This is a genomic window from Geobacillus sp. PLS 41 (assembly GCF_056494105.1).
Map to the genome: position 1 here is coordinate 604,669 of NZ_CM151395.1, position 21,956 is coordinate 626,624.

Annotated in this window: 19 protein-coding genes and 1 pseudogene; 10 read left to right on the forward strand and 10 right to left on the reverse strand. The window is 52.1% G+C overall.

The features are described from left to right. The first annotated feature begins 622 nt into the window (after positions 1–622). Positions 623–1,777, forward strand: a complete 1,155-nt coding sequence (locus ACVX3G_RS02940) for a glycerate kinase (protein WP_014197022.1) — start codon at positions 623–625, stop codon at positions 1,775–1,777. Between the two features lie 163 nt (positions 1,778–1,940). On the opposite strand, the gene manA is transcribed toward ACVX3G_RS02940, so the two are convergent. Both manA and ACVX3G_RS02950 read right to left on the reverse strand, forming a co-directional pair. Beyond that, a complete protein-coding gene (gene manA / locus ACVX3G_RS02945; protein ID WP_014197021.1) occupies positions 1,941–2,903 on the reverse strand; it encodes a mannose-6-phosphate isomerase, class I in 963 nt (320 codons plus the stop codon). A gap of 191 nt (positions 2,904–3,094) precedes the next feature. Continuing rightward, on the reverse strand, positions 3,095–4,621 hold the full coding sequence (locus ACVX3G_RS02950) for an FAD-dependent oxidoreductase (protein WP_014197020.1): 1,527 nt from the start codon (positions 4,619–4,621) through the stop codon (positions 3,095–3,097). A 183-nt stretch (positions 4,622–4,804) separates the two neighbouring features. On the opposite strand from ACVX3G_RS02950, the gene ACVX3G_RS02955 reads away from it, so the two are divergent. After that, positions 4,805–6,184, forward strand: a complete 1,380-nt coding sequence (locus tag ACVX3G_RS02955) for an ATP-binding protein (RefSeq protein ID WP_014197019.1) — start codon at positions 4,805–4,807, stop codon at positions 6,182–6,184. A 148-nt stretch (positions 6,185–6,332) separates the two neighbouring features. Here the strand turns inward: ACVX3G_RS02955 and ACVX3G_RS02960 are convergent. Further along, a pseudogene (locus tag ACVX3G_RS02960) lies at positions 6,333–6,794 on the reverse strand (amino acid permease); the annotation flags it as partial. A 218-nt stretch (positions 6,795–7,012) separates the two neighbouring features. On the opposite strand from ACVX3G_RS02960, the gene ACVX3G_RS02965 reads away from it, so the two are divergent. The 7 genes from ACVX3G_RS02965 to ACVX3G_RS02995 all read left to right on the forward strand — a co-directional run bounded on the left by ACVX3G_RS02965 (position 7,013) and on the right by ACVX3G_RS02995 (position 13,464). Then, the gene (locus ACVX3G_RS02965; RefSeq protein ID WP_011232924.1) at positions 7,013–7,756 is read left to right on the forward strand and encodes a TrmH family RNA methyltransferase; all 744 of its coding nucleotides are present in this window, start codon (positions 7,013–7,015) and stop codon (positions 7,754–7,756) included. A gap of 251 nt (positions 7,757–8,007) precedes the next feature. Further along, positions 8,008–8,913 (forward strand): cytochrome aa3 quinol oxidase subunit II, encoded by a 906-nt coding sequence (qoxA, locus tag ACVX3G_RS02970; protein WP_013146685.1) that lies wholly within the window; start codon positions 8,008–8,010, stop codon positions 8,911–8,913. Between the two features lie 17 nt (positions 8,914–8,930). Next, positions 8,931–10,877, forward strand: a complete 1,947-nt coding sequence (qoxB, locus tag ACVX3G_RS02975) for a cytochrome aa3 quinol oxidase subunit I (protein ID WP_014197016.1) — start codon at positions 8,931–8,933, stop codon at positions 10,875–10,877. A gap of 3 nt (positions 10,878–10,880) precedes the next feature. Continuing rightward, on the forward strand, positions 10,881–11,495 hold the full coding sequence (gene qoxC, locus ACVX3G_RS02980; RefSeq protein ID WP_014197015.1) for a cytochrome aa3 quinol oxidase subunit III: 615 nt from the start codon (positions 10,881–10,883) through the stop codon (positions 11,493–11,495). Positions 11,496–11,497: 2 nt separating this feature from the next. Beyond that, positions 11,498–11,797, forward strand: coding sequence for a cytochrome aa3 quinol oxidase subunit IV (gene qoxD / locus ACVX3G_RS02985; protein ID WP_013146682.1), 300 nt, complete (start codon positions 11,498–11,500; stop codon positions 11,795–11,797). Between the two features lie 208 nt (positions 11,798–12,005). Next, positions 12,006–12,404, forward strand: coding sequence for an IS200/IS605 family transposase (gene tnpA, locus ACVX3G_RS02990; protein ID WP_013146681.1), 399 nt, complete (start codon positions 12,006–12,008; stop codon positions 12,402–12,404). A 4-nt stretch (positions 12,405–12,408) separates the two neighbouring features. Further along, complete coding sequence (locus ACVX3G_RS02995) at positions 12,409–13,464, forward strand: RNA-guided endonuclease TnpB family protein (protein ID WP_025038937.1); 1,056 nt, start codon at positions 12,409–12,411, stop codon at positions 13,462–13,464. Between the two features lie 157 nt (positions 13,465–13,621). On the opposite strand, the gene ACVX3G_RS03000 is transcribed toward ACVX3G_RS02995, so the two are convergent. The 3 genes from ACVX3G_RS03000 to ACVX3G_RS03010 form a co-directional block, all read right to left on the reverse strand. Continuing rightward, positions 13,622–14,344, reverse strand: a complete 723-nt coding sequence (locus ACVX3G_RS03000; protein WP_014197013.1) for an amino acid ABC transporter ATP-binding protein — start codon at positions 14,342–14,344, stop codon at positions 13,622–13,624. Further along, positions 14,341–14,997: an amino acid ABC transporter permease gene (locus ACVX3G_RS03005; protein ID WP_011232918.1), complete on the reverse strand. Its 657-nt coding sequence runs from the start codon at positions 14,995–14,997 to the stop codon at positions 14,341–14,343. Before ACVX3G_RS03005 ends, ACVX3G_RS03000 begins: the two co-directional genes overlap by 4 nt. Before the next feature lie 69 nt (positions 14,998–15,066). Continuing rightward, positions 15,067–15,888 (reverse strand): basic amino acid ABC transporter substrate-binding protein, encoded by an 822-nt coding sequence (locus tag ACVX3G_RS03010; RefSeq protein ID WP_011232917.1) that lies wholly within the window; start codon positions 15,886–15,888, stop codon positions 15,067–15,069. 407 nt (positions 15,889–16,295) lie between these two features. Between ACVX3G_RS03010 and putP the strand changes: the two genes are divergently transcribed. Further along, positions 16,296–17,753, forward strand: coding sequence for a sodium/proline symporter PutP (putP, locus tag ACVX3G_RS03015; RefSeq protein ID WP_020278680.1), 1,458 nt, complete (start codon positions 16,296–16,298; stop codon positions 17,751–17,753). Positions 17,754–18,071: 318 nt separating this feature from the next. Here putP and ACVX3G_RS03020 read toward each other — a convergent pair whose 3' ends face one another. From ACVX3G_RS03020 to ald, 4 genes are all read right to left on the reverse strand, one after another. Next, positions 18,072–18,959, reverse strand: a complete 888-nt coding sequence (locus tag ACVX3G_RS03020; protein WP_031205544.1) for a carbon-nitrogen hydrolase family protein — start codon at positions 18,957–18,959, stop codon at positions 18,072–18,074. Positions 18,960–19,086: 127 nt separating this feature from the next. Next, positions 19,087–19,902: a pyridoxine/pyridoxal/pyridoxamine kinase gene (gene pdxK / locus ACVX3G_RS03025; RefSeq protein WP_021321306.1), complete on the reverse strand. Its 816-nt coding sequence runs from the start codon at positions 19,900–19,902 to the stop codon at positions 19,087–19,089. A 45-nt stretch (positions 19,903–19,947) separates the two neighbouring features. Beyond that, positions 19,948–20,547: a Uma2 family endonuclease gene (locus ACVX3G_RS03030; protein ID WP_020278677.1), complete on the reverse strand. Its 600-nt coding sequence runs from the start codon at positions 20,545–20,547 to the stop codon at positions 19,948–19,950. Between the two features lie 207 nt (positions 20,548–20,754). Beyond that, positions 20,755–21,888 (reverse strand): alanine dehydrogenase, encoded by a 1,134-nt coding sequence (ald, locus tag ACVX3G_RS03035; RefSeq protein WP_020278676.1) that lies wholly within the window; start codon positions 21,886–21,888, stop codon positions 20,755–20,757. Positions 21,889–21,956: the final 68 nt, after the last annotated feature.

Consider the following 21,956-nt stretch of genomic DNA (forward strand, 5'->3'; position numbering starts at 1 on the left):
TGGCTTTCAGCAAAAATACGGATTATAGCCGGCGATGGCGAACGGTGAATTTGGAAACCGTCTTTTTTATAGAATCAAGATGTTCCCAATTGGAACAAACGAACATATGGTTACATCTATTATAGTACTATATACACAATTGTGAAAATAGACGAAATGGCATTGTTTTTCGCCTTTTTTCCACAAAATTTGACACATATTGAGTGAAAGTTGGTTCCAATCGATGCCGATTCTTTCGTGAACCATACAGCTGGATCGTGCTTGTTTCGCTGAATGAAAAGGGAAGCAGATAAAGCATAGGTGGTTCTTCCAGTACAGCTAGCGCGATTGCGGCGTTGTCGGCGACGGAAAGGACGGAAATATCATATCGCCGAATCCGAATACGATTGCGGCGGCCGAGGTGTTTGGCGCTTCTCTTTTCCCGCTTATGGCGGCTACGAGCAGCCATGACTTGTTCGTGGCGTAAGTATGTTGGCGATTTGTTTGCGCTCAAAGGAAGCAGCGCTTCGGTTGGCGAACAACTTATAGTGGAGGCTATTGTCATCGTTTGTGCCAAGACAGCCGTTTCCGATGACTTTTCGTTTCCAAGGTTTGGATGGAGACAAAAGAGGAGGGAAAAAGAATGAAAATCGTTATTGCCCCTGATTCATTTAAAGAAAGTCTTTCTGCGCTCAAAGTCGCCGAGGCGGTCGAGCGTGGGTTTCGCACGGTGTTTCCGGAGGCGGAATACGTTAAGGTGCCGATGGCCGACGGCGGGGAAGGGACGGTGCAGTCGCTCGTTGATGCGACCGGCGGCCGCATCGTCGAAACGGAAGTGACCGGGCCGCTCGGCGAGCCGGTGCGGGCGTTTTTTGGTTTGCTTGGCGATGGGAAGACGGCGGTGATTGAGATGGCCGCCGCCTCAGGGCTGCACCTTGTCCCGCGCGACCGGCGCAACCCATTGGTGACGACGACGCGAGGGACAGGGGAGTTGATCCTTGCAGCGCTGGATGCCGGCGCCACCCACCTCATCATCGGCATTGGCGGCAGCGCGACGAACGACGGTGGGGCCGGCATGGTGCAGGCGCTCGGGGGAAGGCTTTTGGACGAAGACGGCTGCGACATCGGTCCGGGCGGCGGCGCGCTGGCCGATTTGCATGCGATTGACCTTTCCGGTCTCGACCCGCGTCTTGGGGGAGTCCGCATTGACGTGGCGTGCGACGTCGACAACCCGCTTACCGGTCCGAACGGAGCGTCGGCCATTTTCGGTCCGCAAAAGGGGGCGACACCGGACATGGTCGCCGTTCTCGACCGGAATTTGGCGCATTACGCAGATGTCATCCGACGCGATCTCGGCAAACAAGTCGGCGACATCCCGGGAGCGGGTGCGGCCGGCGGGTTGGGGGCGGGACTGCTCGCGTTTCTCCCGGCCGAGCTAAAGCGCGGCGTAGAGATTGTGATCGAGACGGTTCAGCTCGCGGAGCGCGTCAAAGACGCTGACTTGGTCATCACCGGCGAAGGGCGGATTGACGGACAGACGGTGTTCGGCAAAACGCCGATCGGCGTCGCCAAGACAGCGAAACAGTTCGGCGTCCCCGTCATCGGCATCGCCGGGTCGTTGGGCGACGACAGCGCCGTCGTGTTGGATCATGGCATCGACGCGCTGTTTACGATCGTGCCCGGCGTCGTGCCGCTTGAAAAAGCGTTGGAGCAGGCAGAACATTATGTGACACAAACGGCGCGGCATATTGCCTCTGTGTATCGTCTCGGTCAAATGAAAGGGACATCTTTCTCCTAAGCGGGGAAGATGATGGGATTTCTTCATGGGTGAAATCCTATTGTTGAACGGCATGTTCTGTTCAGCCGTCCCCTTCTCGGGTGGACAATAGAAAAAGGTGTCCCAAAGGCAAGAGGACACCTTTTTTGTATGTTGCAACCCATTGGTTGAGGAAGTCAGTCGTTTATTTGCCTGCCCGCGGCCATGAGGCGATCGCCTCAAGCATCCCACGGATCGTGAACCGGCCAAATTGGTGCGGCAAAATAAAGTGGCCGCCTTGGCGGATCGCGTATATCCGCTCATTATGAACGAGCTCACCTTCACCTTTTAGGATGCTGACGATGAGAAACGGTTTCGTCTGTTCTGACGCGAACGCGTCATGGACGTCCCATTTTTGGACGCCGAAGTAGTCTCCTTCCACGAAGGTCGTCACCGTCGCGCCGGGAAATTCGGCGACATGGGGGCGGATGTCGATGTCGCGGTGCGGGACAGTCGTGACATCTATTGCTTTGTCAAGATGAAGCTCCCGCCTGCGCCCTTGGCTGTCGACACGGTCGTAGTCGTAGACGCGGTAGGTTGTATCTGAGCTTTGCTGCGTCTCAAGGACGAGCGTCCCTTCGCAAAGGGCGTGGATCGTGCCGCTTGGGACATAGAAGAAGTCGCCGGGGCGGATCGGCACTTTCCGAAGTAAACGATCCCATTCCCCCGCTTCCATCATCGCGCGCAGCTGCTCCTTCGTCTCGGCGTAATGGCCGTAAATGAGCTCAGCGCCCGGCTTGCAGTCGATGATGTACCAACACTCCGTTTTGCCGAGTTCTCCGCCTTCATGCGTTTTGGCGTATTCATCGTCCGGGTGGACTTGGACTGACAAGTCGGCGTTGGCGTCCAAAATTTTCGTCAACAGCGGGAAGCGGTCAGACGGGAAGTGGCCGAACAAATCGCGGCGTTCCTCCCATAATTGTCCGAGCGTCATCCCGGCAAACGGTCCGCGGGCGACGACCGTCTGCCCGTGCGGATGGGCGGACACCGCCCAGCATTCCCCTGTTTGCGAAGACGGAATGTCGTAGCCGAATCGTTCGGCGAGCTTCGTGCCGCCCCAAATCCGTTCTTGGAAGACAGGGGTGAGAAAAATCGGTTCAAGGTCCATGCGTCATCCCTCCCGAAAACATCATACAACATGCAGTCCACTCTAATTTTCATCTTATCATGAAATGCGCTATCGGCAAATGAAAACGATAAGGGGGTTAGGAACATACGCTCCCAACCCCCATTGGAACTCAAGGTCGACATGCCGATTGCGACGATGTTCTGCACGCGCCGCCGTCCTGCGTCAGCGCGTCACTTCGCGTCATCAAGTTCAATGCGCGCGAGCGGCTGTTTCGCCGGTCCTTCGATCACATCGCCATCGATCGAGAAGCGCGAGCCATGACATGGGCAGTCCCATGTCCGGTCGCCGCTGTTCCACTCCAGCTCGCAACCCATATGGGTGCACGTCGTGTCGACGACATGGAGCACCCCGGCTTCGTCCTTATAGGCGCCAGCCCGCTTTCCGTTGACCGAGACAACCGCCCCTTCTCCGCGCGCCAAATCTTGCGGCCGGCGGACAACCGGTTCGATCTTTCCCTCCAGCAAATGTTTGGCGACGTCAAGGTTTGTCGTGAAAAACTGCTTCATGCTTGGATCAGCGTAAAAGCGCGACGGGGAGTACAAGTCGCGGTATCGGTTGTCGCGGTCGAGGATGAGGTCAGACAAAAGCATCCCGGCGACCGTCCCGTTCGTCATCCCCCACTTCCGGTACCCTGTCGCGACATAAATGTTTGGCGTCCCTGCCGTCATCGGGCCGATATATGGCAATTTATCAAGCGTCGTCAAGTCTTGGGCGGACCAACGGTAACGGATGTCGTTCACCGTAAACAGCTGCGAAGCGAACGAGGACAGCGCCTCGTAATGACGCATCGTCGGCACGCCTTGGCCGGTTTTATGGTTTTCGCCGCCAATTAGGATAAGCGTCTCGCTGCCTGCCGCTGCGGAGCGGATCGAGCGTTTCGGTTCATCGGCGCTTAAATACATGCCGCCCGGGTACGGTTCAGTGATCGTCACTCCCAATACGTACGACCGTTCAGCGTACATGCGCGAAAAGTAAAACCCGCCGTCGTAAAACGGAAAGTGAGAACAGACGGCGACATGGTCGCACTCAACCCGTTTTTTGTCTCGCGTAATGACTGTCATCCTTTTTCCTTGTTCAATATCCGCCGCTGGTGTGTGTTCGTAAATGGCGCTGCCAGCCTGTGTGATCGAATCGACGAGTTTGGCCAAATATTTGAGCGGATGAAATTGCGCCTGCCTCTTCATCACGACCGCTGCCGCCACCGGCAGCGGGAGCGGGATCGACTCAACGAAGGCGCCGTCAATGCCGAGCCGTTCGTACGCTTCCCATTCTTTCACTAGTTTTTGGAAAGAAGAGGAAGACATCGTATAAATATAGGCATCTTGCTCGCAAAAGTCGCAGTCTATTTGTTGTTCTTCGATCGTGCGGCGGATAAACTGGAGTGCGTCCATGCAGGCGTCATAATAGAGTCGCGCCTTTTCTGCACCGAAATGGTTGAGAAATTCATCATAGACGAGATCGTGCTGGGCGGTGATTTTCGCTGTCGTATGGCCGGTCGTGCCGTTCAGGAGCCGGTCGGCTTCCAGAAGGGCGACGCGCGCCCCTTGCGCCGACAACAAATACGCTGTTGTAATCCCGGAAATGCCGCCGCCGATGACTGCGACGTCGGCGGAAATGTCCGCATCGAGCTTCGGAAACGACGGAAGCGAAACGGAGTCGCGCCAGTAAGGCTCTACGGTGGAAGGAAGGGACGACATGATTACCTCCTCCTTGCATGTCAATGTTGTCTTCTGTAGTTTTCCTTTTATCGGGCGAACTATTCCACATATCCACAACCGTTTTCTTTTTTTGGCAACTATCCGCAAGGAGAAGGAAAGATGGTACAATAGAAAAAGAGAATCAAACTGTTTTGCAAAAATAACGTCAAAGGAAGATCGGGAGTGAATAAATATACAAATTCGTTTCATGAACGCCCCCATGCGCTGGCAGACAGCCTGATTTTAGAGCATTACAGCTTAAGTGAGCTCAATTTCGAGACCGTCAGCCATTACCGCGAGCGGTTTGCTCGGGTGAAACCGGGCCATCCGTGGAACGGGCTCGAGACAAAAGAATTTTTATACAAAATCGGCGCGTGGGGCAAGCTGCGCGACAGCAGCAAAGAAGGGCTGACGCTCGCGGGATTGTTGATGTTCAGTGAGGAGCGGATCATCACCGAGGTGCTGCCGCAATACTTTTTGGAATATCGAGAGCACACTGACGGTGAAGCGGCAGGATGGACGAAGCGGTTCACATCACAAGACGGCACATGGTCGGGCAACATTTACGATTTTTATTTTCGCGTGTTGGCTGAGCTGGAGCGTCACGTTTGGTCGGATGAAGGGCGCGCTCTGCTTGGCGAGGCGCTCGTCAATGCGCTCGTTCATGCCGATTATGGGGAGGAAGGCGGCATCACCGTCGAAAAAGAGGATCGTTCATTTCGCTTTGCCAACCCGGGACGGTTTCGCATCCCGATTGAAGCGGCAATGGCGGGGCATACGAGCAATTTGCGCAACCCGAATATTTTTAAAATGTTTTTGCTGATCGACGTATGCAAACGCGCGGGATCGGGCCTCAAGCGAATGTGCGATATGCAGGAACAGGCGCTTGCTTGCCCGATCGATATCTCGCAGCAAACGAATCCAGACCGTACAATCGTTGTGTTGTGTCCGCTGCAATTTCCAGCTGAAATTAGCGCAACAATGGAAACAGAACCGGCTGGACAGCTGGAACAGCCGGAACCCGAATGGCTGGATGCGGGCAGCGGACAGGAAACCGAGAGCTTTATAACTAACGAACTAAACTTCGTAAGTATAGACACAAACTCCGTTAACAATGAAGAAAACTCCGTAAATATAACCAAAAACTCCGTAAACAGCGGGTCGAACTCCATAAAAAACGAGTCTGACTCCGTAAATATAACGTTGAACTCTATAAATAATGGACTGGAGTTCGTAAATAGCTTGCTTAGCTCCGTAAACAACGACATCAGTATGCATGACAGCAACGAAAAAGGGGAAACGATCGACGAACGGCTATGGAAGATGGCAGAATTGGCACGGCGAAAAAAACGGTTGGCTCCAGCGGTCATGGAACAATTGATCGTTCGGTTATGCCGCGAGCGGCCGCTGCGTCTGAAAGAGCTGGCAGAGCTGCTCGAACGGACGCCGGATGGATTGCGCAACAATTATTTAGGAAAGCTGTTGGAGGAAGGGAAAATCCGCTTAAAATACCCGGATCAGCCGAATCATCCGCGCCAAGCCTACATAGCGGTTGATGAATGAAAGGATTGGAGGGTGAAAGCGAGTCATGATCCAAACGGAAATAGACCGATCGGAAGGATGGGGTCTGCGATTGCACATTTCCTGCTTTTTGTTTTAGAAAGAGGGTGTCCCGCAAGGATGGGGACACCCTCTCTTTTGATCGGACTTGTCATCCAGCTTGCTTTTCTTCGGCTTGGCCATGCTGGCGACGATGCATTCCTTTGGCGAAGTATACTGCCGTCAAAAGCAGCAGCCAGGCTGGGCCGATGATCAAAGCGATGCGCGTATCCGGGAAATACGCCATTAGGGCGGCAACGCCGATCAAAAAGGCAAGCGACACGTATGAGCTGTACGGATAAAGCGGAAGTTTGAACGTGAGACGTTGTGCTTGTTCCGCGCTCAACTGTTTGCGGAATTTCAGCTGGGACAGCAAAATTACCGCCCACGTCCAAATGGCGCCGAATGTGGCGATGCTTGTCACCCATTGGAACACTTTTTCCGATACGTAGTTCAAATATACGCCGACAAGCATGACAAGCGCAGTGGCGATCAAGGCCGCGCCCGGAATGCCGCGCTTTGTCAGCCGGCCGAATGCGCTCGGCGCTTCTTGCTGTTCAGCAAGGTTAAACAGCTTGATAATAAATAATATTTTTTGAAAAAGTATTTTTGAAGCGCTTACATTATAATACTAACCGATAGATAAAGAGGTTGTAAATGAGCAATGTTTTCAAGTTATTATATATTTAATAATCTGAATAGTATTTAAAAATACATGAATTGCCTTGGCATCCTGTCATTTTGTACAATGGGAAACACAGAATACGCTAGGCTTGGAAAGGGGGATGCGTTGTGGAAGAACGGGAAGCGACATCATTTTTGGAACAGCTGCGGCAAGAAGGGCTGATCACCGAATCGACGCGTCCGGTTTGGGAAATGATTTTGCCAAGGCGGCTTCGGCGGATGTATGAGGTTTTGAATGAGCGCACCCGCTATATTACTGTCTTGATCGAAGCGGTCGATGACCCGCATAACCAAGCGGCGGTGCTGCGGACGGCTGAAGCGTTTGGCGTTCAAGACGTTCATATCGTGACGGGAAAGGCGCCGTTTTCGCCGAACCGGCTTGTGACGCGCTATGCCGATCAGTGGCTGACGCTCCACCATAAGCCAGATATCAAAACGGCCATTGCCGATTTGAAAAGTCAAGGGTATCAAGTGTATGCAAGCTATCTTGGTGAGGAGACGATTCCGGTTTCCGACATCGATCTGTCCCAACCGACAGCGCTGTTGTTTGGCAACGAGCATAGCGGCGTGTCGGAAGAGGCGCTCCGCTTGGCGGACGGAACGTTTGTCATTCCGATGTACGGCTTTGTGCAAAGCTTTAACATTTCCGTCGCCGCTGCGTTAGCGCTCTATGATGTCACCGAGCGGGCGCGCCGCCAGGCCGGCCGACACTACTATTTATTGCCTGAAGAGAAAAAGGCGTTGTATGAACAATGGATGTGGCAAACGTTAAACCCACGCATTCGCAAACAGTTGCAGCAACAAGGATATGCCATTCAAACGAACGAAGGACAGCTGGGTTCTTTTTCATAAAGAATTCAGCTGTCTTGTTTTATGGCGGGCTTTTCCGCAACTCTCCTTTCTCATCAATATTTCCCTAAACGAGGAAAACAAGTGGCGATTTGTTGAACAATGATTGAACAGTTTGTGACAAATGTTTTGCTGATTTATGAACTTTTTCGCTCATTCGTTTCAAACATTTTCAATTTTGATATGGTAGAGACAAAAGAAAATGCATGGAAGGCCCCGAAATGGTTGGGGCAGAAGAGGGAGGACCGATAGCGATGAAACGGGCGAGATGGCGCGCGGTGCTGGTTTTGCCGTTTTTGTTTTTGCTTGGGGGCTGCGTGGAGCGCACGGCCGTGCTCAATCCGCAAGGGCCGGTGGCGCGCATGCAGTATGATTTGATCATGTGGTCTGTCGGCTTTATGTTGTTCATTATTGTTGTTGTATTTACGTTATTTGCCGTTTTTCTCATTCGTTATCGCGAGAAGCCGGAAAATGCCGGCTATGAGCCGCCGGATGAGGAAGGGAACACGTTGCTTGAAGTCGTCTGGACGGCCATTCCAATTTTGATTGTCGCTGCGCTCGCTGTTCCAACAGTGAAGGCGACGTTTGCGTTGGAAAAGCCGCCGACCGAGAAAGTGAAACCGATCACGATCCATGTGACGGCGGCGAACTGGAAATGGATTTTCAGCTATCCGGAAGAAAACATTGAAACGGTCAACTACGTCCATATTCCAGCCGGTGTGCCGGTCAAGTTTAAGCTGACTTCGGTCGGGCCGATGAACTCGTTTTGGGTGCCGGAATTAGGTGGGCAAAAATATGCGATGGACGGCATGGAGACAGAGCTGATTTTGCAAGCCGATAAGCCCGGTTCCTACATGGGGCGGAGCGCCAACTTTTCCGGGGAAAAGTTCGCCCATATGGAGTTTGAGGTCGTCGCACAAACGGGAACGGACTTCCGCAAATGGGTAAATGAAGTGAAACAAACCGCCCCGAAGCTCGATGAGAAAAAATATACACAAATTTTAAAACCGGGGCTTGTTGGGCGAATGACGTTTTCGAACACCCACTTACAATGGATTGACCATGCGAAACAAAACAGCCATCATGCAGATGGAAAGCCAATGAAAAACGACGATCAAAGCGATGAAGCGATGACAAACAGTCACCATCATGGGGAGTAGGAAAGGAGGAGCGAAAGATGAAATGGAGCGAGTTTTTTGTCACGGGTGAGCCGCTCATTTATGCCGCCGATGTCGCCATCGTCTTGACGATGGTCGGCATTGTGTTTGTGTTGACATATTTTAAAAAATGGAAATGGCTGTGGAACGAATGGCTCACGACGGTGGATCATAAAAAGATTGGCGTCATGTACATTATTTGCGCAGTTTTGATGCTCTTCCGCGGCGGCGTCGATGCGCTTTTGATGAGGGCGCAGCTGACCGCGCCGAACATGAAGTTTCTTGACGCGCAACATTACAATGAAATATTTACGACGCACGGGACGATTATGATCTTGTTTATGGCGATGCCGTTCATCATCGGTTTGATGAACATTGTCGTTCCGCTGCAAATCGGGGCGCGCGACGTCGCGTTTCCATATTTGAATGCGTTAAGCTTTTGGCTCTTTTTCTTCGGTGCGTTGCTGTTTAACATTTCGTTCGTCATCGGCGGATCGCCGGATGCCGGTTGGACGGCGTACTTCCCGCTTGCCGGCAACGAATTCAGCCATGGCGTCGGCAACAACTATTACGCTGTCGCTTTACAAATTTCCGGGATCGGAACATTGATGACCGGGATCAACTTCCTTGTCACGATTTTAAAAATGCGCGCGCCGGGCATGACATTGATGCGCATGCCGATGTTTACGTGGACGATTCTCATTACGTGCGTGCTCATTATTTTCGCCTTCCCGGTATTGACCGTCGCCTTGGCATTAATGACGTTCGACCGCGTATTTGGCACGCAATTTTTCACGATGGCCAATGGCGGCATGTCAATGTTGTGGGCGAACTTGTTCTGGATTTGGGGTCACCCGGAAGTGTATATCGTCATTTTGCCTTCGTTCGGCATTTTCTCGGAGGTCGTTAGCACGTTTGCCCAAAAACGTTTGTTCGGTTATAAGGCCATGGTCGGTTCGATCGTCGGCATTGCGTTCCTGAGCTTTATCGTTTGGGTGCACCACTTCTTTACGATGGGCGCAGGGCCGGCAGTGAACTCTGCCTTCTCGATCACGACGATGGCGATCGCGATCCCGACCGGGGTGAAAATTTTCAACTGGCTGTTTACGATCCGAAAAGGGAAAATTCGTTTTACAACCGCGATGCTTTGGTCGCTGGCGTTTATTCCGAACTTTGTCATCGGTGGCGTGACAGGCGTGATGCTGGCAATGGCCGCGGCCGATTATCAATACCATAACAGCTATTTTCTCATCGCCCACTTCCATTACGTGTTGATCGCGGGTACGGTGTTCGCCTGCTTTGCCGGCTTGCATTACTGGTATCCGAAAATGTTTGGCCATATTTTAAACGAGCGGCTCGGCAAATGGACGTTTTGGCTGTTTATGATCGGGTTTAACGTCTGCTTCTTCCCGATGTATTTCCTCGGGTTGATGGGGATGACGCGCCGCATGTACACGTACTCGGCTGGTCTCGGCTGGACGCCGCTCAACGTCGTCGCGACGGTAGGGGCGGCTTTGATGGGCATCGGGTTCATTGTGCTTTGCTATAACATTTATTACAGCGCGCGCTACGGCGAGCGCGACATGACCGGCGACCCGTGGAACGGGCGGACGCTCGAGTGGGCGACCGCGTCGCCGCCGGTGCATTACAACTTCCCGGTGACGCCGGTTGTCGAAGATGTGGATGCATATTGGGTGATGAAGAAAAAATATGGCGGCTTCCAAGTGAAAGAAGAAGACTTGAAGCCGATCCATATGCCAAGCAACTCAGGACGCCCGTTTTGGATGTCGGTAGCGTTTTTCGTCGCCGGGTTCGGCCTCGTGTTCAAATGGTTTGCGTTGGCCATTGTTGGCGCGTTGTTCATTGTGCTTGGATTGATTCTCCGCTCATTTGAAGACGATGATGGCTACTATATTCCGGTTGATGAGATTAAACGAATGGAGCAGGCGGCGCGAAAGGGGGCGTAACGAATGGGAGAAGCTGCACATCGCTATGATGAAACGCTGCCGTTGGAGTATCGGACACAAGAGAGTCGGTTGAACATATTGGGCTTTTGGATTTTCCTCGGGGCGGAAGTCGCGTTGTTTGCGACGCTGTTTGCGACGTATCTCGTCTTGTTCCAACGGACCGGCTCGGGGCCGACGGCAGGGGAGCTGTTTGAGGTAAAAGACGTTCTGATTGAAACGCTGTTGCTTTTAACGAGCAGCTTTACGTGCGGGTTGGCCATTTTTGAAATGCGCCGCGGCCGCATAAGCGGGCTCATCGCTTGGCTGCTAGTCACGTTGCTGCTTGGTGTAGGGTTCATCACATTTGAAATTCGCGAGTTCATTCATTATGTCCATGAAGGAGCGACGATGCAGACGAGCGCATTTTTATCAAGCTTTTTCGTGCTCGTCGGCACGCACGGCGCCCACGTCAGTTTAGGAATTGGCTGGATGATTTTGATCATCATCCAGCTCCTCCAGCGCGGCTTTACGCCGAAAACAGCGCGGAAAGTGTTTATTGTCAGCTTGTACTGGCACTTTTTGGACGTCGTTTGGATTTTCATCTTCACGCTCGTCTATTTGTTAGGGATGGTGATCTAACCATGGGCACGAACGGCCATCACGAATCATTTCCGTGGAAACATATCATTGGGTTTTTGTTGTCGCTCGTCTTGACGTTTGCCGCCCTTTGGGTGGCGCTCTCATCCGGACTGCCGCTCAAAGCGGTCATTGTCATCATTGTTGTGTTTGCGGTGATTCAAGCAAGTTTGCAGCTGTTTATGTTCATGCATGTCAACGAAAGCGACAGCGGCCGCATTCAAACATTCAACATGGCGTACAGCTTCTTTATCGCCATTGTCGTTGTCGCCGGTTCGATTTGGGTGATGCAGTTTGTGTTGTAAAGCGGGCTGGCCGGGGATTCGGCCGGCTTTTTTCCGTCTCTGAAGGCCAGCGGCATTTCCGCCATCAAAAAGGCTTCTGAAAGCCCGCGGTTTCAATCGTGGGATGAAAGACGGCGTTGCTCAGTAATCCTTTAATGGGATTGCTTAGAGCAACCATTTTTATCTTTAGATGTTGCAGTATAACCATTAAACTGATACAATTAATAATATGGAACAAGAATATCGAAGAACGAAAACAACTGTATCTTTAATTAACTATCATTTTGTTTTCTGTCCGCGTTATCGAAGAAAAGTGTTAGTAGGCAGAGTGGAAGAGCGATTCAAGCAGTTAGTAGAAGAAATTTGCCAAGAGAATGATTGGGTCATCCTTGCTATGGAAGTGATGCCTGATCATTGCCATTTGTTCTTGAATTGTCTCCCTTCTGATTCTCCATCAAATATTATGGCAAGAGTGAAAGGAGTGACTTCCAGACGATTAAGACAAGAATTTCAACACTTGTCTCATTTGCCTAGTCTTTGGACACGCTCTTTCTTCGTTAGTACAGCAGGGAATGTATCAAGTGAAACAATAAAACGCTATGTGGAATCTCAAAAGAAAAGGGGGTGAAGCCATGCCCACGATCACACTCAGGCTGGAACTGCACAACCCAACGAAAGTCAAACAAGACATGTATGAACGGATGACAGAAGTGAATACCGCGTTTGCGAATTGGCTGTTGAATCATCCCGAGCTGAATCAAGCGACGAGCAAAATTTTTAAGGAGTTTTCGCTGCAGCGGTTTCCTTCCGCCGTCGTGAATCAAACGATTCGAGAAGTGAAGTCTCAAAAGAAAAACCAGAAAACAAAGAAGTTCCGAACATTATGGTGTTGCTTTAACAACCAAAACGTAAAGGTGGAAAAGAAAGGAGAGTTCTACACGGTTTCATTCCCCACACTGGAGAAACGAATTGGCGTACCGGTCGTCGCGCGTTCCTATCAGGAAACGTGGCTGAATCGGCTTATCAATGGAACCGCCAAACAAGGGGCCGCCAAGCTCTACAAAAAGAGAAAGAAATGGTATTTGGCGATCGCCATCACCTTTGAAGTGGAGCCGCGACACGAAACAAAGGTGATGGGCGTTGATTTGGGACTTCGCTATATCGCCGTTGCCAGCGTAGGCACGAAATCGTTGTTTTTCAAAGGGAACCAATGCGCCTTTATTCGCCGGCGGTATGCCGCCCTTCGGCGCACATTGCAAAGAAATAAGAAACTCCATGCAGTGCGAAAAATCGGAAACAAAGAGTCCCGCTGGATGAAGGAGATGAACCATAAAATCAGTCGTGAAATTGCCAATTTTGCCTTCGCCAACGGTGTTGGCGTGATTCGCATGGAAGAGTTGACGGGGATTCGGAAACGAGCCGCTTCGGTAAAAGAAGCAGGACGAAGCCTTCATTCTTGGGCCTTTCACCAACTGCAAACGATGATTGCCTACAAAGCCGAAAAGGCAGGCATTCGGGTGGAGTGGGTGAATCCGACCTATACGAGCCAAACGTGCAAGTGTGGTCATCGAGAGAAAGCGAACCGAAACGGCACCCGCTTCCGATGTCAAAAATGCGGATACACCCTCCACGCCGACTTGAATGGCGCGATCAACATCGCCAAAGCGATTTCGGGCCTTGCCCCCTAACCTAGCGCATTGGTCAAAGGTGCGTCGCCCATCGGGGTACATCTTAACCCGATGGGACGGGGTGATGGCACACCCCTGAACTTGGGCGTTGTCCGAACCAGAAATGGATGAGGACGCCAACGACCCAAGAATCCCACGGTTTTAGCCGTGTGGAGTGTCAAAATACTTTTGACAAAAACGCTTTCGTCCGCTCGTGCTGCGGGCGGTCGAATAAATCTCCCGGCTTGCCTTCTTCGATAATGTAGCCGCCGTCCATAAACAGGACGCGGTCGCCAACTTCGCGGGCAAAGCCCATTTCATGGGTGACGACAACCATCGTCATCCCTTCATTGGCCAGCTGCTTCATGACCGAGAGCACTTCCCCGACCATTTCCGGGTCGAGCGCTGATGTCGGCTCGTCAAACAGCATGATTTTTGGTTCCATGGCGAGCGCCCGGGCGATGGCAACGCGTTGCGCCTGTCCGCCGGAGAGGGAGTCCGGGTAGGCATGCGCTTTGTCTTTCAGCCCGACTTTGGCGAGCAGCTCCATCGCCTTCGCTTCCGCTTTTTCACGCGGCCATTTGCGCACTTTCATCGGTGCCAGCATGATATTGTTCAGCACCGTCATATGCGGAAACAAGTTAAAGCGCTGGAACACCATGCCCACTTCTTCACGCACTTTGTTTAAGTTCGTGTCTTTCGCTTTTAAGTTGATGCCGTCAATGATAATTTCTCCTTCATCGAAATCTTCAAGCAAGTTTAAGCAGCGCAAAAACGTCGATTTCCCCGAGCCGGACGGCCCGATGACAACGACCACTTCCCCTTCGCGAATATGGACATTGATCCCTTTCAGCACTTCAAGCGATCCAAACGATTTTTTCAACTGGCGTACGTCGATCATTGGGTCGAATACTTCCTTTCAAGATAGTGTGACAGTTTGCTTAACGAAAGCGTTAAGAGCAAATAGATGAACGCCACTGTTAAATACGGCTCCCAAACGCGGTAATACTCACCCGCGGCCGCTTTCCCCCAATACATGATTTCCGGGGCGGCGATGACCATCCCAAGCGACGAATCTTTAATTAAGACGATAAACTCGTTCGCAAACGGCGGAATCATTCGCTTTAACGCCTGCGGCAAAATAATGTAGCGCATCGCCTGCGCATGCGTCATCCCAAGCGAGCGGGCCGCTTCCATTTGCCCTTTGTCGATCGACTGGATGCCGGCGCGGAAAATCTCGGCCACATACGCGGCCGAGTTGAGCGACAGCGAGACGGCCAGGGAAGCGACGGCATTTGGCTGGGCGAAAAAGAGCGGCATGGCGCCGAAATGGACGAGCAAAATTTGCACGACAAGCGGCGTACCGCGGAAAAAGTTAATGTACCACGAAAACGGCAAACGAATAATCGGGTTGGACGACATTTTGCCAAGGCCGATGAACAGGCCGAGAATGAGGCCGAACACGATGCCGGCTAATGATACGCCGATCGTTACGAGCAGCCCTTGCCAAAAGTAAGGGGCGTATTCAACAATAATATCAAAACGAAAATCCATCGATCTCACCTTTCTCTAAGAAAAATGCGTAACTTGCTAGTAGTTACGCATTTTTCTATGTTCGTGCGCTTATTGTTGTTGTTTTAAGCCTTCCATATTCGGTTCTTTGCCAAACCATTTTTTGTAAATCTCTGCATATTTGCCGCTGTCGATCACTTTTTGCAATGCTTCGTCCACTTTGGCTTTCAATTCGCTGTCTTTCGGGAAGATCATGCCGTAGTATTCCGAAGCGAAGTTTTGTGGATCTTCAATGACTTGCAATTTTTTGTCCGGATTGTTTTTCACGTATTCGTTTGCCACCGCGTTGTCCGTGATGACAGCATCAACACCGCCGTTTAGCAGTTCCATAATGGCAACAACACTCGTTTCGAATTTTTTAATATGATCGCCTTTGCCAAATAGCTTCTCCGCAGCTTCTTGACCGGTTGTCGCGTTTTGAACGCCGATCGTTTTCCCTTTTAAGTCAAGGGCGTTTTTCACCGGGCTGCCTTGTTTGACTAAGATGACTTGTGTTGCTTCAAAGTACGGAGCTGAGAAATCATAAGATTGTTTCCGCTCGTCCGTAATCGTAATGCCGGAAATGCCCATGTCGATTTCTTTGCTTTGCAGCGAAGCGAACAGCGGATCCCAGCCGATGTTTTTTAATTCATAATCCAAGCCGGCTTCTTTCATCACCGCATCCAAAAGGTCGGCGTCAAACCCAACAATTTTTCCTTTTTGCATATATTCAAATGGCGCAAACGCCGCGTCCGTCCCGACGGTGATTTTTTGCTTCCCTTCTTTTTCAGCGCCTGACGGAGAGCTTGTTTCTGTCGACTTGCCACAAGCGGCGAGCGCCATAAACAACGCAGCAACGACCGCTACGATCAAACCTTTCTTCATTTTTAACATCCTATAAAATCCCCCTTTGGAATCATTGTCGATGAACGATTATCATACTATCAATATTTTTGTTATTATGCAATAGGTTTTATAAAAATAATTGTTTGAACATTTTGGTGCTGCCGTATAAATGGGGAAAAGGCGCATTTTTCAATGTTTTTCGCCACATTAACTGAAGGGCATATGGCTAATATCATTTCGTGTGCATTTTTATAAAATAATTTTTTATGTATAAAAAGACATAAACGATTGATTTTGAATTTACAGAATATTATACCAGAAAGAGGGTAGAGTTGGCAAAGGTTTTGTCAATTTGTTTATTATAGCGGTATGGAAAAATAAATACTATTGTGTAAATACTATCAATTTCGTTATGATGAAAGTGGTGACAAGACAGTAGAGGAAGGAGAGTCCATATGGTTTTATTTTCCGTCATTGTGTATTTAGTCGGCATGCTTTGGATTGGCTATTGGGCGTATAAACGGACGTCGAATTTGTCCGATTATATGCTTGGCGGCCGGACGCTCGGGCCGGCGGTGACCGCGCTTAGCGCCGGGGCTTCCGACATGAGCGGTTGGTTGCTCATGGGGCTGCCGGGGGCGATGTATATCGATGGAGTGAGCGCCGCCTGGATCGTCATCGGCTTGACGCTTGGCGCTTATGCAAACTGGCTGTTCGTTGCGCCGCGCTTGCGCGTCTATACAGAAGTGGCGAACGATTCGATTACGATTCCAGAGTTTTTAGAAAACCGATTCGGGGATGCCACGAAATTGTTGCGCATGGTGTCTGGCATTGTCATTATGGTCTTTTTTACGTTTTATGTATCGTCCGGTCTTGTTTCGGGCGGCGTGTTGTTTGAAAACTCGTTTGGTGTCAGCTACCATACGGGCTTGTGGATCGTTGGCGGCGTTGTCGTCGCTTACACGCTGTTTGGCGGCTTTTTGGCCGTCAGCTGGACGGACTTTGTGCAAGGGACGATTATGTTCATTGCGTTGATTCTGGTGCCGGTGGTGACGCTGTTCCATACAGGCGGGCCAGTAGATACGATTGAGACGATCCGCGACATCGATCCCAACTTGTTGAACTTATGGAAAGGAACGAGTGTTCTTGGCATCATTTCGTTATTCGCCTGGGGGCTCGGCTATTTTGGCCAGCCGCACATTATCGTCCGCTTTATGGCGATCAAGTCGGTCAAAGAAATGAAAAGCGCCCGGCGCATCGGCATGGGTTGGATGATTTTCTCGGTTGTCGGAGCGATGTTGACGGGTCTTTTTGGAATCGCTTACTTTTCGCAGCGCGGCATGAAGCTCGACGACCCGGAAACCGTGTTTATTCAGCTCGGTCAAATTTTGTTCCATCCGATTATTACCGGGTTTTTGCTGGCGGCGATTTTAGCCGCGATTATGAGCACCATTTCATCCCAGCTGCTCGTCACCTCGAGCTCGCTGACCGAAGACTTGTATAAAGTCGTGTTCCGCCGCGCGGCTTCGGATAAGGAGCTTGTCTTCGTCGGGCGTTTGTCGGTGCTCCTTGTCGCCATTGTCGCAACGGCGCTGGCGTACACGAAAAACGACACGATTTTAAACTTGGTCGGCTATGCGTGGGCTGGATTTGGCGCATCGTTTGGCCCAGTTATTCTGTTGAGCTTATGCTGGCGGCGGATGACGAAATGGGGGGCGCTCGCCGGCATGGTCGCCGGGGCGGCAACGGTCATTTTGTGGACGCAGTCGGAGTATTTGAAAGGGCTGTTGTATGAGATGATTCCGGGCTTCGCCGCGAGCCTCGCCGCTATTGTCGTCGTGAGCCTGTTGACAAAAGCGCCGGAAGGGAAAGTGGCGGAACAGTTTGATCAGTTTAAGAAGTCGCTGTCATAAGCGAAATGAACAGGGTGTTCCTCGGTGGGGACACCCTGTTGTCATGATCGGCATTTTGTCCTTCATCATATAGGCGTTGTTGCGGCCTCGCAATTCGCCCGACCGCCTTACCGTGTCGCCGCGTCGCTATGCTGTTTCGGCTGGGCGATGGCAGTGTTGAGGCGGTGTCGCCATGATCAGCTTTAAGACGAGGCAAAGGGGTGCCGCACCCTGCTTTGGTTCGGATGCCAACACATGTCGCGGCGCCGCACCCTTTTAGTCCGGCCGCAGCCCCCCCTTGGCACCTCCGCCCGGAGGCGGGGCGAAGGGCCGCCGCTGTTACGCCATCGTGTTCCAGTCTGGATACAGATCAGTGCGCCGGTCGCGCCATGTCGCGACCGATCCTTTTTCCCGCACTTTGCGAAGGAGCGACAAGTCAAGGTCAGCGGTAATGACCATGTCGCTGTTGATCTCGCCCGCCGCAAGGACGCCGCTCTGCGGGAACGGGATGTCGTTTGGCGTGATGACGGCCGCTTGGCCGAAATTGGCGCGCATAAAGTCGACCGTCGGAAGCGACCCGACCGTGCCGGTCGTGACGACATACACTTCGTTTTCGATGGCCCGCGCGTGGCAGCAATACCGTACACGGTAAAACCCGTGCCGGTCATCGGTGCACGACGGACAGAAGATGACATCTGCCCCTTTGGCGCGCGCCATACGAACGATTTCCGGAAACTCGATGTCATAGCACGTCAAAATGGCGATCGTCGCTTTGTCCGTTTCAAACACATGCACGCCGTCGCCTGGAGCGATATTCCACTCGTTCACTTCCGTCGGGGTGATGTGCAATTTCGCCTGCTGATGGATGTGCCCATCCGGCGTGAATAAATGAGCGACATTGTACAGCTTGCCGTTTTGGCGGATGACATGCGTGCCGCCGATCAAATACATGCCGGTGTCTTTGGCGAGCGACACAAACAGTTCAGTGTATTTTTCGGTATAATTCGGCAAGTCATCAATCGTCGCTTGCCGTCCGTCATCAAGTGGAATGGAAAGCAATTGGGTCGTGAAAAATTCTGGGAACAAGACGAACTCGGCGTCAAACTCTTGCGCCGTTTTGACGTAATGCGTCACTTGCGCGGCAAACTCGTCAAACGAACGGATGGTGTGAAGATGATATTGGACAGCCGAGACGCGCAATGGCGGCACCTTCCTTTCTATTTCCATATGGCATCTATCTTAGCACCATGCAAACCGTTTCGAGGCATTTGATTTTTCAATATGCGCAGGCCCCGCTCCCTTCCTATTTCAAGGAGGGGAGTTGCGGAAAAAGACAAGGACGAGGTCTTGTCTATTATTGTTCGCCGTAGCGGCGGTACGCACCGTGATGTGTGGGCCCGACGTATTCGTTGAGCGGGAACGAGTGGCGGATGGCGGCGGTGATGAACGCTTTTGCCGTCGCAATGGCGTCTTTCACCGGCCGGCCTTTCGCCAGTTCGGCGGCGATGGCCGCCGAGAACGTGCAGCCTGCTCCGTGCGTATACGTCGTGTCAATCCGCTCCGATTCGAGGAGTTCAAACGTTTTGCCGTCGTAAAGGACGTCAACCGCATAGTCATGCGGAATTTTCCGACCGCCTTTGACGATGACATATTGGGCCCCGAGTTCATGAATGCGCCCGGCCGCTTCCTTCATGTCCTGGATCGTTTCAATGCGCGGCAAGCCGGAAAGCTGCGCTGCTTCGAACAAGTTTGGCGTCACGACCATCGCTTTTGGCACGAGCGTTTCCCGGTAGCACACCGTATTTTCCGGGTGGAGCGGCTCATCCGCCCCTTTGCACACCATAACTGGATCGACGACCGCATTTTTCAAACCATGCTTTTCAATCGTCCGCGCCGCTAATTCAATGATATCAGTTGTCGGAAGCATGCCTGTTTTTAAGGCATCAATCCCGACGCCGACGATGATCGTCTCAAGCTGGGCTTCGATCGTTGCTAGGTCAACGGGGAACACTTGGTGCGCCCACCGGTTGTGCGGGTCCATGGCGACGATGGTCGTGATCGCCGTCATGCCGTAAACGCCAAGCTCTTGGAACGTTTTTAAGTCCGCCTGCAGCCCGGCGCCGCCGCTGCTGTCCGACCCGGCGATCGTTAATGCTTTTGGCATTGTCATCGTCATCACTCCTTTGTTCTACAAGATTATACCATGAAGCCGCCCTCAAGGACGAAATAGTTGTTCTACATCAACAGAAAAACCGTCAAGCGCGCGCGAACATGCCATGCCGGTTTCTTTCCAGACGCCGGCTTGTTCATATTGTCCGTCGTCATTGAGCGAGTAGATTTGCACAACAGAGTGCATAGGGTTCACGATCCAGTATTCATAGACTCCGTATTGCATATACAAATTCAATTTGAACACGAGATCGTACGCCTGGTTGGAAGGGCTTAAAATCTCGATGATCAGCGTTGGGACGCCGACAAATTTTGTATCCGTTAATCCACTTCGATCACAGATCACGGTTAAATCAGGGACGACAATTTTCTTGCCTTCGATTCGTTCGTTCTTTAGTTCGATATCAAACGGGGCATGAAACACTTCATACGGCTTTCCTTCTAAAAAATGGAACAGTTGGACGTGCAGCCGTCCCGATATGCGTTGGTGCTGGGTCGAAGGGGAGGGAGACATCAACACAGCGCCATCAATGTATTCTAAAACGCGGTCGGTTGTTTCCCGCATGCGATAAAATTCTTCAAGCGATACCGCCTGTTTTCCCGGAACGTTCACGAAATCACCTTCTTTCCAGCTTTCTATTTTCATTATACACTGGCCGCTTTGCTGAACGAAAATGATTTGGCATAACGCAACAGGGGGCATACTCCCACCGCCTGCGCTCACTTGCCGAAATGGCGGCCTTGTCGGGTTAGGACGATAAAAAAAGCCGCCCGCTATGAGTGGGCGGTCATGGGAATGGACAATGATGAACAGGCGGCCGGCAGCGCGCGTTGTCGGCCGCGTCCATCATGGTTAGTTGGCGGCCAACGTTTTCCCGAGCGCTTCGCGGGCCGGGACGTAGCGATAGCCGAGGTCGCGGGCGACGGCTTCGTACGTGATTTCGCCGTTGGCGACGTTGACGCCAAGCTCGAGCGCCGGGTTGTCCGTAATGGCTTGCATGACGCCTTTATTGGCGATTTGCAAGGCGTATGGGATCGTGACGTTCGTCAAGGCGATCGTCGAGGTGCGCGGGACAGCACCCGGCATGTTGGCGACCGCATAATGGACGACGCCGTGTTTGACGTACGTCGGGTCGTCGTGCGTCGTGACGTGGTCGCTTGTCTCAACGATGCCACCTTGGTCGATGGCGACATCGACGATGACCGACCCCGGTTTCATCGCTTTCACCATGTCCTCGGTGACGAGCTTCGGCGCCCGCGCTCCCGGGATGAGGACGGCGCCGATGACAAGGTCGGCCTCTGCGACCGCTTCGGCGATGTTCATCGGGTTGGACATGAGCGTCGTAATTTGGTTGCCGAAAATGTCGTCAAGCTCGCGCAGGCGATCCGCGTTCAAGTCGATGATCGTGACATCTGCCCCGAGGCCGACCGCGACTTTTGCCGCATTCGTGCCGACGACCCCGCCGCCGATGATGACTACTTTGCCGCGGGCGACGCCAGGGACGCCGCCAAGCAAAATGCCTTTGCCGCCGTACGGCTTTTCCAAAAATTGCGCCCCGATTTGCGCCGCCATCCGCCCGGCGACTTCGCTCATCGGCGTCAACAGCGGCAGCGTGCGGCCGACTTGCACAGTTTCATAGGCGATGGCGATAACGCCGCTTTCTTTTAACGCGCGCGTCAACTCTGGGTCGGCGGCCAAATGCAAGTAGGTGAACAGCACAAGCCCCGGACGGAAGAAGCGGTATTCGCTTGGCAGCGGCTCTTTCACTTTCATCACCATATCTGCTTGCGCCCACACATCTTCCGCTCGCTCGATGATTTGTGCTCCGGCACGGGCGTAATCATTGTCGCTGAAACCGCTTCCAACCCCTGCCTCTTTCTCAATGAGCACCGTATGTCCTGCCTGAACGAACGACAATACGCCAGCCGGCGTAATGGCGACACGGTTTTCGTTATTTTTAATTTCCTTTGGCACTCCAATAATCATGAATATGGTTCCTCCTCATCAAAAGTGGCCTTACTTATAGTATAAAAGAGACGGAACGGGCCGGGCAT